This window comes from Nostoc flagelliforme FACHB-838, assembly GCF_014698065.1.
Taxonomy (GTDB): domain Bacteria; phylum Cyanobacteriota; class Cyanobacteriia; order Cyanobacteriales; family Nostocaceae; genus Nostoc; species Nostoc flagelliforme_B.
Genome location: NZ_JACJSI010000021.1, coordinates 82,799 through 96,075, shown reverse-complemented (window position 1 = coordinate 96,075; position 13,277 = coordinate 82,799). Strand labels below are relative to the sequence as shown.

13 protein-coding genes and 1 pseudogene are annotated in these 13,277 nt (G+C 42.9%); 9 read left to right on the top strand and 5 right to left on the bottom strand.

Annotated elements, in window-relative coordinates:
• The 3 genes and pseudogenes from H6G97_RS13415 to H6G97_RS13405 form a co-directional block, all read left to right on the top strand.
• Positions 1-351, top strand: a 351-nt coding sequence (locus H6G97_RS13415; RefSeq protein WP_190941080.1) for a transposase, incomplete at its 5' end; no start/stop codon positions are given.
• Between the two features lie 30 nt (positions 352-381).
• Positions 382-1,188 (top strand): annotated as a pseudogene (locus tag H6G97_RS13410) (MFS transporter); the annotation flags it as partial.
• Between the two features lie 14 nt (positions 1,189-1,202).
• Complete coding sequence (locus tag H6G97_RS13405; protein WP_190941079.1) at positions 1,203-2,159, top strand: N-acetylglucosamine kinase; 957 nt, start codon at positions 1,203-1,205, stop codon at positions 2,157-2,159.
• A gap of 26 nt (positions 2,160-2,185) precedes the next feature.
• Here H6G97_RS13405 and H6G97_RS13400 read toward each other — a convergent pair whose 3' ends face one another.
• Complete coding sequence (locus tag H6G97_RS13400; RefSeq protein ID WP_190941078.1) at positions 2,186-2,926, bottom strand: dienelactone hydrolase family protein; 741 nt, start codon at positions 2,924-2,926, stop codon at positions 2,186-2,188.
• 391 nt (positions 2,927-3,317) lie between these two features.
• Between H6G97_RS13400 and trpD the strand changes: the two genes are divergently transcribed.
• Complete coding sequence (trpD, locus tag H6G97_RS13395) at positions 3,318-4,391, top strand: anthranilate phosphoribosyltransferase (RefSeq protein ID WP_190941077.1); 1,074 nt, start codon at positions 3,318-3,320, stop codon at positions 4,389-4,391.
• On the opposite strand, the gene H6G97_RS13390 is transcribed toward trpD, so the two are convergent.
• Positions 4,321-5,361, bottom strand: coding sequence for a retropepsin-like aspartic protease family protein (locus tag H6G97_RS13390; RefSeq protein ID WP_190941076.1), 1,041 nt, complete (start codon positions 5,359-5,361; stop codon positions 4,321-4,323). The two genes, trpD and H6G97_RS13390, sit on opposite strands and share 71 nt — an antisense overlap.
• Positions 5,362-5,640: 279 nt before the next feature.
• On the opposite strand from H6G97_RS13390, the gene carA reads away from it, so the two are divergent.
• From carA to H6G97_RS13365, 5 genes are all read left to right on the top strand, one after another.
• The gene (gene carA / locus H6G97_RS13385; protein WP_190941083.1) at positions 5,641-6,804 is read left to right on the top strand and encodes a glutamine-hydrolyzing carbamoyl-phosphate synthase small subunit; all 1,164 of its coding nucleotides are present in this window, start codon (positions 5,641-5,643) and stop codon (positions 6,802-6,804) included.
• 187 nt (positions 6,805-6,991) lie between these two features.
• The gene (locus H6G97_RS13380; RefSeq protein ID WP_179069247.1) at positions 6,992-7,357 is read left to right on the top strand and encodes an STAS domain-containing protein; all 366 of its coding nucleotides are present in this window, start codon (positions 6,992-6,994) and stop codon (positions 7,355-7,357) included.
• Between the two features lie 757 nt (positions 7,358-8,114).
• The gene (locus tag H6G97_RS13375) at positions 8,115-8,594 is read left to right on the top strand and encodes a Mini-ribonuclease 3 (protein ID WP_190941075.1); all 480 of its coding nucleotides are present in this window, start codon (positions 8,115-8,117) and stop codon (positions 8,592-8,594) included.
• 93 nt (positions 8,595-8,687) lie between these two features.
• Positions 8,688-9,869, top strand: coding sequence for a 23S rRNA (guanosine(2251)-2'-O)-methyltransferase RlmB (gene rlmB / locus H6G97_RS13370; protein ID WP_190941074.1), 1,182 nt, complete (start codon positions 8,688-8,690; stop codon positions 9,867-9,869).
• An 87-nt stretch (positions 9,870-9,956) separates the two neighbouring features.
• A complete protein-coding gene (locus H6G97_RS13365) occupies positions 9,957-10,259 on the top strand; it encodes a DUF1816 domain-containing protein (RefSeq protein WP_190941073.1) in 303 nt (100 codons plus the stop codon).
• A 142-nt stretch (positions 10,260-10,401) separates the two neighbouring features.
• Here H6G97_RS13365 and H6G97_RS13360 read toward each other — a convergent pair whose 3' ends face one another.
• The 3 genes from H6G97_RS13360 to H6G97_RS13350 form a co-directional block, all read right to left on the bottom strand.
• Positions 10,402-11,253, bottom strand: coding sequence for an alpha/beta fold hydrolase (locus tag H6G97_RS13360; RefSeq protein ID WP_190941072.1), 852 nt, complete (start codon positions 11,251-11,253; stop codon positions 10,402-10,404).
• Positions 11,253-11,516: a hypothetical protein gene (locus tag H6G97_RS13355; RefSeq protein WP_190941071.1), complete on the bottom strand. Its 264-nt coding sequence runs from the start codon at positions 11,514-11,516 to the stop codon at positions 11,253-11,255. Before H6G97_RS13355 ends, H6G97_RS13360 begins: the two co-directional genes overlap by 1 nt.
• A 517-nt stretch (positions 11,517-12,033) precedes the next feature.
• Positions 12,034-13,275: a methionine gamma-lyase family protein gene (locus H6G97_RS13350; protein WP_190941070.1), complete on the bottom strand. Its 1,242-nt coding sequence runs from the start codon at positions 13,273-13,275 to the stop codon at positions 12,034-12,036.
• Positions 13,276-13,277: the final 2 nt, after the last annotated feature.

The window sequence follows — 13,277 nt, the reverse complement described above, 5'->3', positions numbered from 1 at the left end:
ACCTCAGCCAGTCTTCCAGAACGAGAAGGAGCGAAAAAAGTTCTCAACCGAGTTCACAATACAGGCAGTCAGGTAAAACGTTTAAATCTTATTTGGATGGACGGCGGATACCGTGGTGAAGAATTTATGCGTTGGGTGATGGATATGTTTCGCTGGATTGTGGAAATTGTGCTTCGACCATTGGAAAAGAAAGGTTTTGTCCATTTACCAAAGCGCTGGGTTGTTGAGCGAACTTTTGGTTGGCTTAACTGGTGTCGACGTTTAAGTAAAGATTATGAACGACTACCAGAAACCTCTGAGACTTTTATTTACATTGCGATGATCCGGATTATGGTCAGGCGACTGGCATAATTTTTAACTCGCTTCGACTTTTAAAACATCCTCTTAGTAGTCTTAGCAGGTCGGCTTGAACTATCTCTCAATAATATTCCTTTAAGCTGGACTATAGCTATTGGCTTCTCAGCTTTAATTTTAGCAATCTTGTTTATTTCTCACCGCCTATTTTTACCCTTACCTGAATCAGATAACAAACAACAGCTAAAGCCTACAGAAAAGATCCCCTTTTGGTCTATCATTAACTCATATTTTGCTCAAGATAAAATTATAAATATTTTAGCATTTATCTTGCTCTACAGACTTGGCGAAGCAATGCTTGTCAAGATAGCTTCTTTATTTTTATTGGACAAACCAGAAGTAGGTGGTTTAGGGCTATCAACATCAGATGTCGGATTAGTCTACGGGACATTTGGGGTAATATCCTTAATCTGTGGAGGAATTTTAGGAGGCTTGCTAATTTCTAGATATGGATTAAAAAAATGTTTATTCCCTATGGCTTTAGCATTGAATTTACCTGATATTTTTTACGTATATATGGCTTATACTAAGCCTTCACTAACATTAGTGTATCCCTTGGTTTCCTTGGAGCAATTTGGCTATGGTTTTGGATTTACAGCTTTTAGTGTTTATTTAATGTATATTTGCCAAGGTGAATATAAAACTTCTCATTTTGCCATATCTACTGGCATTATGGCTTTAGGAATGATGTTACCCGGATTAGTTAGCGGTTATTTACAGAAAGAACTTGGCTATCCACTATTTTTTGTCTTGGTTTGTTTGCTGACCATTCCTGGGATGATTGCTCTATTTTTTATTCCTTTGAAAGAAGAACTGAAGTATCAAATTAATTAAGATTATTGCAATCCATGAGTTACGTTTTAGGAATAGATGGCGGCGGTAGCAAGACTGTTTGTATCTTGATGGATGATTTGCATCTAGTGCTAGGTCGTGCTGAAGCAGGCCCATCTAATTATCAGAGTATAGGTATCGAAGCCACTCTACAATCTATTCAATCTGCAATTAAAAATGCGGTTGAGGCAGCAATAATTACAAATACTGTGAATATTGATGCGATATGTTTGGGTTTAGCAGGTGTAGGTCGTGCAACAGATATCGAAGTAGTGAAAGGTTTAGTTAAAGAGTTACAGAATAATAAATTGCCTATTACTTGGGCATTACAACCAGCCAATATTGTAATTTGTAACGATGCTTTAATTGCTTTAGTTGGTGGAATTGGTCAGCCTGTAGGAATTGTGGTTGCAGCTGGTACTGGTTCGATAGTTTTCGGTCTAAATCATGAAGGACATACTAAGCGAGTCGGCGGCTGGGGGTATATTTTAGGAGATGAAGGTAGCGCTTATAAAATTGCGATCGCAGGCATGAATGCAGCATTAAAATCTTATGATGGACGGGAAATATCAACAAGTTTGATAGAGGGCTTCAAACAGCATCTCGATTTGGAAAGTATAGAAGATTTAATAGAAGTAGTATATCGCCGAGAATGGGGAGTTAAACAGATAGCAGCTTTAGCATCAGTTGTAGATTTTGCAGCAGCGTCAGGTGATATAGTAGCGAATATCATAATTGATGATGCTGTAAAAGAGTTAGTAAAAGCTACATCTACAATAATAGATGCGATTTTTAGTGCTGACTCAGTTTTAGAAGTAGTCACAACAGGAACTGTATGGCGGGGTAGATGCAAGATCCATGAAAGATTTGCAGCGTCTCTTGTTAAGAAGTTTCCTAATGTAAAGGTGATTTTTCCGAGGTATGAACCTGCTTACGGTGCTGGGTTATTAGCGTTGCAGACAACTCAAAATTGACGCGAAGAAAGCAATAATAGAAGTTTTCACTTTGCGAATATGCGCCCCAAGAAAGTTACTATTTCAGACCAAGCTGCGGTGGTAGCACTAGAATCATAACGATAACCGTCGTCGCGCATGAAAGTATGTTCTGCTTCATACAAGAAAACTTGGTGAGGTATGTTAGCATTCTCAATTGCTTTGATTATGGTTTGGCGATCGCTATCTGGTATATGAGGGTCAAGAGTACCGAACACCATAAGCATCTCGCCTTTGATTTCACTTACTCTCTGGATTGTATCGGCTACCTCTTTACCCAGTTTACCACTGGGAATACCAGTAGGGTAACAGCAGACACAAGTCCGAATTTCGCTTTGAAATGCTGCGCGGAAAGCTAAATGTCCACCAATACAAAAGCCGAGAGTGCCTATTTTATTTGGAGAAACCGCACTCTCTGTTTTCAGAAATTCAATCACACCAAGGCAGTCGGCATCATAATCAGCTACGGAGGTTCGACGCGCATCGTCATTACCCCGCATCCGTCCCAGATCGTCTGGCTCAATTACTAAACCAATTGGCTCAATTCGGTGAAAAATTTCTGGGGCTGCTACTACATAGCCGTATCCTGCTAAGTAGTTAGCTAAACGAATTATTGGATCACCTAACTGATAAATATCACTGTAAAAGACAATACCAGGGTATTTTCCTGCTGCTTTGGGAGCCGCAACATAAACACGCATTAAACTGCCATCTACTCTTAATTCAACATTGCGCTTAGTGATTTGCACTTTTTTGTCTCCGTGTTCCGCTTGCTGTCATTAGCTTCTACACTATAGCGCCGCAGCATCCGGTTACTTTCAACCCACAATTTGACGTTTTGATTGCGAGCTTGATGTGCTTTCTCTGCTTCCACAAACTACTACTTATTTTGATGATTGTGATTTTTTGAAACCTGCTTAATTTTATTGCTTGATTTTGGGGGTTGTTTTTCGTCTTCTTTACACTCCTGAACGCTTACCTTTATTTAGATAAAAAAGTACAAAATCAAAACCTTGTTAATTCAGTTCTACAATTAAACCTTGATCTTTCAAGCTAAGTTTGAGAACTGCCAATTTTCCGGTAGGATAGCTCCCATACCCTTCAATGTAGCTACACCCCATAACACTATAAACCTCAGCTATGACAACTTTCCCAATCCCTGCTCAAGAATCTTCTGTTAGCTGGTATATCTTGCTGCAACAATTAATAGATGGACAATCATTATCTCGTACTCAATCTGCTGAATTGATGCAAGGATGGCTCAGTGAAGCCGTTCCTCCAGAGTTATCAGGGGCTATTTTAACAGCGCTAAACTTTAAAGGCATTTCTGCCGACGAGTTGACCGGTATGGCTGAAGTTTTACAGTCTCAATCAAAAATGGGGGCTGGAGAAAAATTGACTCAATCGCCAATCTCCTTAATTGACACCTGTGGTACTGGTGGAGATGGATCATCAACTTTTAATATTTCTACGGCAGTTGCTTTTGTTGCTGCTGCATCTGGCGTATCGGTGGCCAAGCACGGCAATCGTTCTGCATCAAGTCTCACAGGAAGTGCAGATGTCTTGGAAGCGTTGGGAGTCAACTTAAGTGCTTCTAGCGAAAAAGTGCAAGCAGCAATACAAGAAGTTGGGATCACCTTCTTGTTTGCCCCTGGTTGGCATCCAGCACTCAAGGCTGTTGCCCAATTACGGCGAACTTTGAAGGTACGAACAGTGTTTAATCTGCTGGGGCCGTTGGTAAACCCATTGCGTCCAACTGGGCAAGTGGTGGGCTTATTTACTCCCAAGCTTTTGGCAACTGTTGCCCAAGCTTTACAGAATTTGGGCAAGGAAAAGGCAATTGTGCTGCACGGGCGAGAAAAACTTGATGAGGCTGGATTAGGAGATTTAACTGATTTGGCAGTGTTATCAGAAGGAGAAGTGCAGTTAACTACTATTAATCCCCTAGATTTGGATTTAACGCCTGCTCCCATAGGTATGCTGCGGGGTGGGGATGTGCAAGAGAATGCGGTGATTCTCAAGGCTGTACTCCAAGGTAAGGGAACTCAGGCGCAACAGGATGCAGTCGCTTTGAATGCGTCATTGGCGCTACAAGTAGCGGGTACGATCGCCTTCCTCGATCACGCCCAAGGTATTAAAATCGCTAAGGATATTCTACAAAGTGGGGCAGCTTGGACGAAGTTGGAGCAATTAGTTGAGTTTCTGGGGAATTAATTTGCGATCGCAGCTGCGGACGAAATTCTACAACATTACGTTTGATGGTGACATCGTAATTGCCAAAAAAGTCATGTCCTAGGAGGCCAGTTTCTAGTTCCGCACCTGCGATCGCAACTGGTATTTTATTTACCATTACCCCGCCAACTGCCATCGAATTAACATAGCCCACGGGAAATTCTACAGCTCTGGAACTCGCGGTGTTTGCTTTAGCTTTTCCTACTGTCACGACTCCTAAAGCATTGGCCATCTGTTGGGTGATGATAGTCCCACTTGCTCCTGTATCCACAATCATCTCAAATTGTTGTCGGCCATTGAAGGTGACTTCCACAATTGGCGTGCCACCAATTCGCCTTTTAATTGGGGCTGTAAATACTTCCTGATCTGGAATCACCACTGCTGATGAGGGCAAAGCTGGCTCTGGTGACAACGTTTTTGTTTCTTGTGGAGGTGAGATATATTTTGGTTTGGTTGCCGTCTGGGGAACAACAACAACTACTTTTTGAGGTTCCCTAACTGGCACAGGGCGAGGATTAGCTTGCTGTTGGGCATATTTAAGTTGGCGGCGATATTCAGTTATTTTAGTTTGAGCGATCGCAAATTCTGGGCTTTGTCGCCGCACTCTTCGCATCAGCGCAATCGCATCTCGGTACTGACTCACCACCAAATTCCAGTCATCTGGAGATTGAGCTGATTGGCTGATACTCCAAGCGCCAACGGCTTTGTCTCGCCCCATCTCAAAAAGACTTGGTTCACTTTCAGACGAATCTAGCGGTTGTACTTCTGGGGTAGCTGCTGGTGTTACTGGTTCAACGGCAGGCTGAACTGATGCCAGATCCCCGATTGGCGTGGGTTGCTCGTTGCCACCAGTTGCAGTGTTCCGTTTGTCTTCACTACAGGCAACACACAAAACCGTTAGAGCGCTTGATACGAAAATTAGGGTTGCACGGGATAAAAAAGACTGAAACATAATTAATTTTAACTGCCCAAGCTTTGCCAAATCCACTCCCGCTACTTTAATTGCCTTTTAATTTTAATTAACTATCTTAAAAAGTTCCAATTGCTCAACTCATGGGATAATTAACAATCGCAGTATTGGGTACTGGGGACTAAGGGCTAGGAATTAGAGGCTGGGAAATCAAGGGAGTAGGGAGCAAAGGAGAAGATTTTGCCCCTCTGTCTCTTTCCAATGCCCAGCCCCCAATGCCCAGCCCCCAATGCCCAATCCCCAATCCCTAATCTATCACCTATGCCCCTGACTGACTCAATACCAGCTTTACTTGTCCTAGCAGATGGAACCACTTATCGCGGTTGGTCTTTTGGTGCGATGGGAACAGCGATCGGAGAAGTGGTCTTCAACACTGGCATGACCGGCTATCAAGAAGTCCTGACTGACCCTAGTTACTCTGGTCAAATAGTCATTTTTACTTATCCTGAATTGGGAAATACTGGCGTAAATCCTGAAGATGAAGAATCAGATGGGCCCCAAGTGCGGGGTGCGATCGCACGGAATATTTGTCAGCGTCCAAGTAACTGGCGATCGACACAATCTTTACCTGACTACCTCAAACAAAACCAAATACCAGGGATATACGGCATTGATACCCGCGCCCTAACCCGCAAAATTCGAATGTTCGGAGCGATGAACGGTGGCATTTCTACAACCATTCTCGATGAAGGGGAACTGCTAGAGCAGGTACTAGCGGCTCCCAACATGGCAGGATTGAATCTGGTTCGTGAAGTTACTACCGCAAAGGCTTACGAGTGGTCAGATCCCACAATTGCAGCTTGGGAATTCAACTCTGAGGCTGCGGAAAATCTTGGAAAACCCTTTACCGTTGTTGCCCTTGACTTTGGCGTTAAACGTAATATTTTGCGTCGCTTAGTAAGTTACGGTTGCCGGGTAATTGTTGTACCCGCTGATACGCCACCAGAGGAAATTCTCAAATACAATCCAGATGGTGTATTTCTTTCTAACGGGCCTGGCGACCCTGCTGCCGTCACCGAAGGGATTGCAACTGCCAAAGCACTCCTGTTAAGTCAAAAACCCATCTTCGGTATTTGTATGGGACACCAAATTTTAGGTCATGCACTAGGGGCAGAAACCTATAAACTCAAATTTGGTCATCGTGGTTTGAATCAGCCAGCAGGCTTACAACAACGGGTAGAAATTACCAGCCAAAACCATAGTTTTGCTATTGACCCAGATTCATTACCTACGGCAGATGTGGAAATCAGTCACCTGAATTTAAATGATCGCACCATTGCCGGAGTACGTCACAAATCTCTACCCGTATTCTCCGTACAGTATCACCCAGAAGCCAGCCCTGGGCCCCACGATGCTGATTACTTGTTTGAGCAATTTGTTCAATCCATGCGAACAGCACGTCAAGCCGTGGCAGAGGTGAGGTAAAAATAGGGAATGGGGAATAAGCAAGAAGCAGGGGAGCAGGGAGCAAGGAAGAAGAATTTTCCCCTCTGCCCCCCGCATCCTGCCCCTGGCCTCTTTTCAATCCCCAATCCCCTATTCCAGCAGATTGTAGACAATTTGCTCAAAAACCATCTATACTTGAGCGTTCACTTTAACTCATGAGGAGGGAATTATTGCTGAGCCACTAAATCTAACCGTTAGCCTGAGAGGCACTCGTGAAGTCCGGGATAACTGTCAGCTATTCCGCCTCACAGGTTTGTTAGATGCTTTTTCTGAGCCGACATTTCGCAAGACACTTGGCAGCAAGATTGATGAGGGCCCTAAGCACATTATTTTAGATCTCTCACAAATCGACTTTGTTGATAGCTCTGGCTTGGGTGCTCTGGTACAGCTAGCCAAGCAGGCTCAAACTGCTGAGGGCACTTTGCAAATTGTCACAAATGCCCGCGTAACTCAAACGGTCAAGCTTGTTCGCCTAGAGAAGTTTCTCTCCCTGCAAAAATCAGTTGAAGACGCTCTAGAAAACGTCAAGTAGTCTTGATAGCTCGACCTGAGAGTTCAATTTAGCTATCTAGATTCAACATCCGATAGCTTAATTTTTAAAACTTCTGGCAAAAAAAACCTCTCTCCTTGTGGGAGAGGCACAAAGCCAGTTGAACTATTATATTTAAAGTTGAGCAATAACTAAAAGATATAAACAACCAGTTCTTCGCTATGTAATAGTTGGCTAGAATATAAGTTGAACAAGAATTCAGGAATCAGAATCAAAAGCGTGGGGTATTCAGACCTAACACTATTTAGTTGAACACTAAATATGCTTTCTTTAGTGTGGGGTCAAAACTGCCGTTTACTGATCCGTCTGCCGGACTCCATTTCATGCTGATTATGACTCCTGACTCCTGAATTCTGTTTTGATAAACAATCAAATCTGAAAAATTTGTAAGAAATACAAAGCCAGCAGATTTATCTATAGGTGGACTTGGCTTAATACTGTATAGTGAATAGTTGCAGCTTACTAAGTAAGCATGGCAATGCAATCAAATAAAAGGGTGAATTTGATGTCCAAATTTTACCCCATTTTCGCCCCATACCACAAGAAGTAGGCAAAATTTGGTTTATAGGCGTTGACATCAGGGTGACTTAAAATGCCAACTATCAATCAAAAAGATGAAATTAGGAAGTAATTTTGATAGTATTGATTATGCTAAGTATACTATCATGGCATACTTCAGAAAAATCAGTCTTTGTAAAGATTGCCTGCCAAATGTAGCCCGTCAAGGAATGATTTATTTGTGAAGTCACAGGAGGAAGAGCTATTAGATGGACAAGATAAAGCTCCAAAACAGAGTTTATCTTGGAACCAAGCACTCTTGGCAACCACAGCGCCATTCCAACAGATTTCTCTCTCACAAGTGCAAAACATTTCTCCTATTGCTTTAGCATATTTGGGGGATGCAATTTATGAGTTGTATGTTAGAATTTTCTATCTGCTGCCATTGCAGCGGTCAGGAATTTACCATAGTCTGGTAGTGGAGCAGGTAAGAGCGGAAACACAAGCGCTACATTTGCGATCGCTGATTCCTCATCTCAGGGATACCGAATTAGAAATTGTCCGACGGGGTAGAAACGCCGCAACAGGACGCCCTAAGCGACTTAATCCCGAAATTTATCAACAGGCAACTAGTCTAGAAACCTTAATTGGCTACTTATATCTCACCGATTACCAGCGTCTAACCGAACTGTTGCAAATACTTCATATAGAAAAGGAGTGAAAACTCAATTTCACAGTAGACACAACACTAGATTAGGTTCGAAAAATTGAGGTAATCGGGATGATCAACCATACGCTATATCTATAAACTCAAATGCAGAATAAACCAAGAAAAGTCAAGACTTCTGGCGAAGCAAATCGTGGACAACCCGTAAAAATTAAAGGTAAACGTGTTGTTACTAATCCGACTCGTAATCCCAGGAAAGTAGATAGCAATCCTACTTCTGCTGCTAATCCGACTCGCAATCCCAAGAAAATAGACAGCAACCCCATTTCTGTTGCGAATCCAACTCGTAATCCCAGGAAAGTAGATAGCGATCCTATTTCTGTTGCGAATCCGACTCGCAATCCTAGAAAAGTAGATGGCAACACCATCTCTGTTGTTAATCCGACTCGCAATCCCAGGAAAATAGATAGCAACTCCAGCTATGGCAACTCCCGACAACGAAATAGCAACTTCTCCCAGCCGTCTGTATCTACACAACCGATAGAAGAAGATAGCGATCTCATCTACGGTCGTCACCCCGTATTGAGTGCGTTGCAAAATCAACGCAATCTCAATCGGATCTGGATTACTACCCGTTTGCGCTACGATCCCAGCTTTCACCATTTCCTCTTGCAAGCGAAGGAAAATGGCACAGTTATTGATGAGGTTGAACCCAAGCGCTTAGACCATCTTACTAACGGGGCCAATCACCAAGGTGTGGCGGCACAAACTGCTCCCTACGCCTACATGGAATTGGCGGATCTACTGGAACAAGCTAAATCTGTAACCGATCCTGTAATTGTCGTGGCTGATGGAATTACTGATCCCCACAACTTGGGAGCAATTATTCGCACTGCCGAAGCAATAGGCGCTCAAGGGTTAGTGATTCCCCAAAGAAGAGCATCTGGCATCACTTCTACTGTAATGAAAGTGGCAGCAGGCGCTTTAGAAAATTTTGCTGTAGCTAGAGTTGTCAACCTCGGCCGCGCTTTAGAAGAATTAAAAGAAGCTGGCTTTTGGATTTACGGCACTGCTGCAAGTGGAAGCGAACCTGTGCATACAGTTAATTTCACTGGCCCAATCGTTTTGGTAATCGGCTCAGAAGGTGAAGGTCTGGGTATGTTAACTCAACGCTCCTGTGATTTTTTAGTATCTATTCCTCTACAGGGTAAAACTCCCAGCCTCAATGCTTCTGTAGCAGCGGGTATGGCGCTTTATGAAGTTTATCGTCAGCGATCGCTAAATACCCTGCACCTAGAAAAATTACAAAAAATTTCTTTGAAAAAATAACAGTAACAGAGTATAAAGAAATGTAAAAGATAATAAAGCACCATATCGTTTAACACCCTGTAGCACGTTTATAAATCGGCGAAAACCATGAAAACCATTTGGCATAACCTCAAGGAACTGTTGATTAACACGTTCGAGAACATCGGCTTGGCTTGGTGGGTAGAGATTGTGACGCAGAATCCCCGTTGCACGTACTACTTCGGGCCATTTCTGAGTTCTTCTGATGCAACATTAGCAAGCAAAGGATACATAGAGGATTTGGAGCTTGAAGGAGCTACGGGAATTGTTGTAAGTGTCAAGCGTTGCAAACCTAATACTTTAACAATTGCTGACGACTTGGGGGAAAGATTTGACCGCAAAGTACAGCCTGCCTTTGGCGGTCAAATTTAAGTTAGGCCAGAGAATGAATCGGGTGGAGTGATATGGGGACGCAAAGACACAAAGACACAGATAATTCTTTTACTCACTGCGTCACCATATCTTCTCTCTCCATTTATCCTTCGTCAATAGTCAAAATTTTTTATCCATTGAACTATTGACTACTGATTACCTGCGGATGTTCTTCCAGCCAACGATCAATGTCACTGAGAACCAACTGGGGGACTTCCCAAGGAAAAAGATGGGCGGTGTTAGGATAGCACTGCCACTGAGAATTTTGTAGGTGTCGAGCAGTTTCTAAGCTGGAATTAGATGTGATGTGGCGGTCTTGCTCACCAGCAAGTACTAAGCTAGGACATTGAATTTGTTGTAAATCTAGAAGTCGGTTGTATCCCGATTGAATTGCACTATAGAGGGCGCGAGTAGCAGCAGGGGAAGTTTGTAAATAAGCTGGTACTGCTTCTTTAGCTATGTAATTGTAAGTAGTAAATGTATGTTGTTGGATTAGGTAACGGAAAAGCGATCGCTTGCCAAAAGTTTCAATATTCCATCGCCAACTCGGTTTTATATAGTTCAATAGCGCAGCAACGCCAGTATATAAATTATCTTGCCAACTAATAGGAGGATGGCTACCACGGGGTTTTGCGGCTGTCGCCACCAAAATCAGCCCAGTAATGCGTTCTGGTAAACGTAATGCTAGTTCCATTGCCAGAATGCCCCCAAGTGACCAACCCAATACTAGGCACTTTTCAATCTCTAAGCGGTCTAGCAGCGCTTCTAAATCAGTCAAATGATCATTCATGTCAAAATTGCTGTTGTAGCGACTTTTGCCGTATCCGCGTAAATCGGGGGCAAAAGTTTTATAGCGTTTTGATAAATGATTGGTGAAGACAGAAAGACTACGACCAGTACCAGGATGGCCATGTAAGCCCAGAATGGGGAATCCTTGACCTTGGATGTAGACATTAAGACGTGCAGTAGTAGTAATATTGTGGCGATCGCTCATTACTCGCCATTCTCCTGTCTAGCAAACAAATGTTCTAAAATGCTTTGATTTTCAGTTCTCAATTCTCTAATCTCAGCCTCAATTTCTTTTTGTTCTGTGAGAATCGCTTCAAAGTTAGGTAGCTGCACCAAGAAATTTACGGTTGAGTACAGTTGGGCGTAGACGCAAAGCGGCTTATTGCCAAACATCGTATCTTTATTCTCTTCAGCCCTTTGTGCTGTCCATTCTAGAATTGGCTCAATCCGCTCTAGCCTTTCTATCATAGTAGTTCCATTTTATTCTTCTAATTGTTTCCTCACTACACAGATGAGCAGCAACTAACAAGCCAAAATCAATCCCAGCAGTCACATCGCCTGTAATGCGGTCACTTCATGATTTCTAAATCTACTGTAAATTTTGTCTTAAGTGCTTTCTGTTTGTACGGAACGCATTTACTTATATGTAATTATTAAATACAGTATTTATGCTATTGAGTAAATGAGGGTGACAAAGTATTTACCAAGCCAGTCCAAAACTCAACTAAACTTTGTTCTGCCAAATACTATCTACATCAAAATCATCTAATGAACAGTGAGAGCAACAGACAAGTACAAAAAAATTATTGACAAAATTCAGAAACTTCAGCAGAGAAAGCCCCAATCTTCCAATTAAATTTATCCTAACCTCTACCAGATCGGATAATGAGGAGAAATAAGAATCACTTCTGACTTGTCACAAGATAAGTAATGTGATTGCCTTTCACTAATTTCTCAATAAACCTGATGCCCTGCAGAATATATGCTATGGTCTTGTGTCAGCACTTCCTATTGCATTAATTGCAGCCTCTAATGCGATCGCTACATGAGTCCAATGAGTCCCCCCCTGGCAATAAACCACATAAGGTTCACGCAAAGGCCCATCTGCTGATAATTCCAAGGTACTCCCTTCAATAAATGTCCCCCCAGCCATGACTACCTTACTCTCATACCCCGGCATTTCATCTGGAACAGGATCTAAGTAGGAACCTATAGGAGAATGCTGTTGTATCGCCTTACAGAAAGCAATTAGCTTTTCGGCAGAACCGAGTTTGATTGCTTGAATTACATCTCCACGGGGAGCCAAAGGTGCGGGATTCACTGGATAACCGAGTTTGTCAAATACATAACCAGTTAAATACGTCCCTTTCATCGCCTCTCCTACCATTTGCGGAGCCAGAAATAAGCCTTGGAACAGCAGACGATTTTGGTCAAAAGTAGCGCCGCCATAACTTCCGATACCGGGAGCAGTAAGGCGACAGGCCGATGCTTCCACTAAGTCGGCGCGACCGGCAACATAACCACCAGCGCTGACAATGGTTCCACCAGGATTTTTAATCAGCGATCCCGCCATTAAATCAGCACCTACGGCTGTAGGTTCCCTGGTTTCAATAAATTCGCCGTAGCAGTTATCCACAAAGCAAACGGTGTTCGGGTTTTGCTGTTTGACTAAGTGGACAATTTTTTCAATATCAGCAATTGATAAACTAGGTCGCCAAGAATAGCCACAAGAGCGCTGAATTAACACTAAACGAGTGTTTTCAGTCACATTAGTACTTAAAGCTTGCCAATCTATAGTTCCTTCTGTGGTTAGCTCCAATTGGCGGTAATTTATGCCAAACTCAATAAGAGAGCCTTGACCTTGACCACGTAAACCAATGACTTCTTCAAGCGTATCGTAGGGAGAACCGACCACTGCTAACATTTCATCTCCGGGACGGAGAACACCAAACAAAGCACAAGCGATCGCATGAGTTCCTGAAACGAACTGCACCCGCACGGCCGCAGCTTCAGCGCCCATAACTTCGGCAAAAACTTTATCTAAAGTTTCTCGTCCTAAATCATCGTGACCATAGCCACTTACCCCAGCAAAGTGGTGTGCGCCTACACGGTGATTACGAAAGGCATCCAGCACTCGTTTTAGATTATGCTTGATATTAGTGTCAATTCCAGAAAAAATTTCTAATAGTGCCTGTTCTGCTTGCAGCAGCTGCTCTAAGCTGTTCATCA

What these genes read in the sequence shown, in the direction of transcription:
- H6G97_RS13405 (WP_190941079.1), top strand. Translation starts at nt 1,203, where the DNA reads ATGAGTTACGTTTTAGGAATAGATGGCGGCGGTAGCAAGACTGTTTGT.
- trpD (WP_190941077.1), top strand. Translation starts at nt 3,318, where the DNA reads ATGACAACTTTCCCAATCCCTGCTCAAGAATCTTCTGTTAGCTGGTAT.
- H6G97_RS13390 (WP_190941076.1), bottom strand. Translation starts at nt 5,361, where the DNA reads ATGTTTCAGTCTTTTTTATCCCGTGCAACCCTAATTTTCGTATCAAGC.
- carA (WP_190941083.1), top strand. Translation starts at nt 5,641, where the DNA reads ATGCCCCTGACTGACTCAATACCAGCTTTACTTGTCCTAGCAGATGGA.
- rlmB (WP_190941074.1), top strand. Translation starts at nt 8,688, where the DNA reads ATGCAGAATAAACCAAGAAAAGTCAAGACTTCTGGCGAAGCAAATCGT.
- H6G97_RS13365 (WP_190941073.1), top strand. Translation starts at nt 9,957, where the DNA reads ATGAAAACCATTTGGCATAACCTCAAGGAACTGTTGATTAACACGTTC.
- H6G97_RS13360 (WP_190941072.1), bottom strand. Translation starts at nt 11,253, where the DNA reads ATGAGCGATCGCCACAATATTACTACTACTGCACGTCTTAATGTCTAC.
- H6G97_RS13355 (WP_190941071.1), bottom strand. Translation starts at nt 11,516, where the DNA reads ATGATAGAAAGGCTAGAGCGGATTGAGCCAATTCTAGAATGGACAGCA.
- H6G97_RS13350 (WP_190941070.1), bottom strand. Translation starts at nt 13,275, where the DNA reads ATGAACAGCTTAGAGCAGCTGCTGCAAGCAGAACAGGCACTATTAGAA.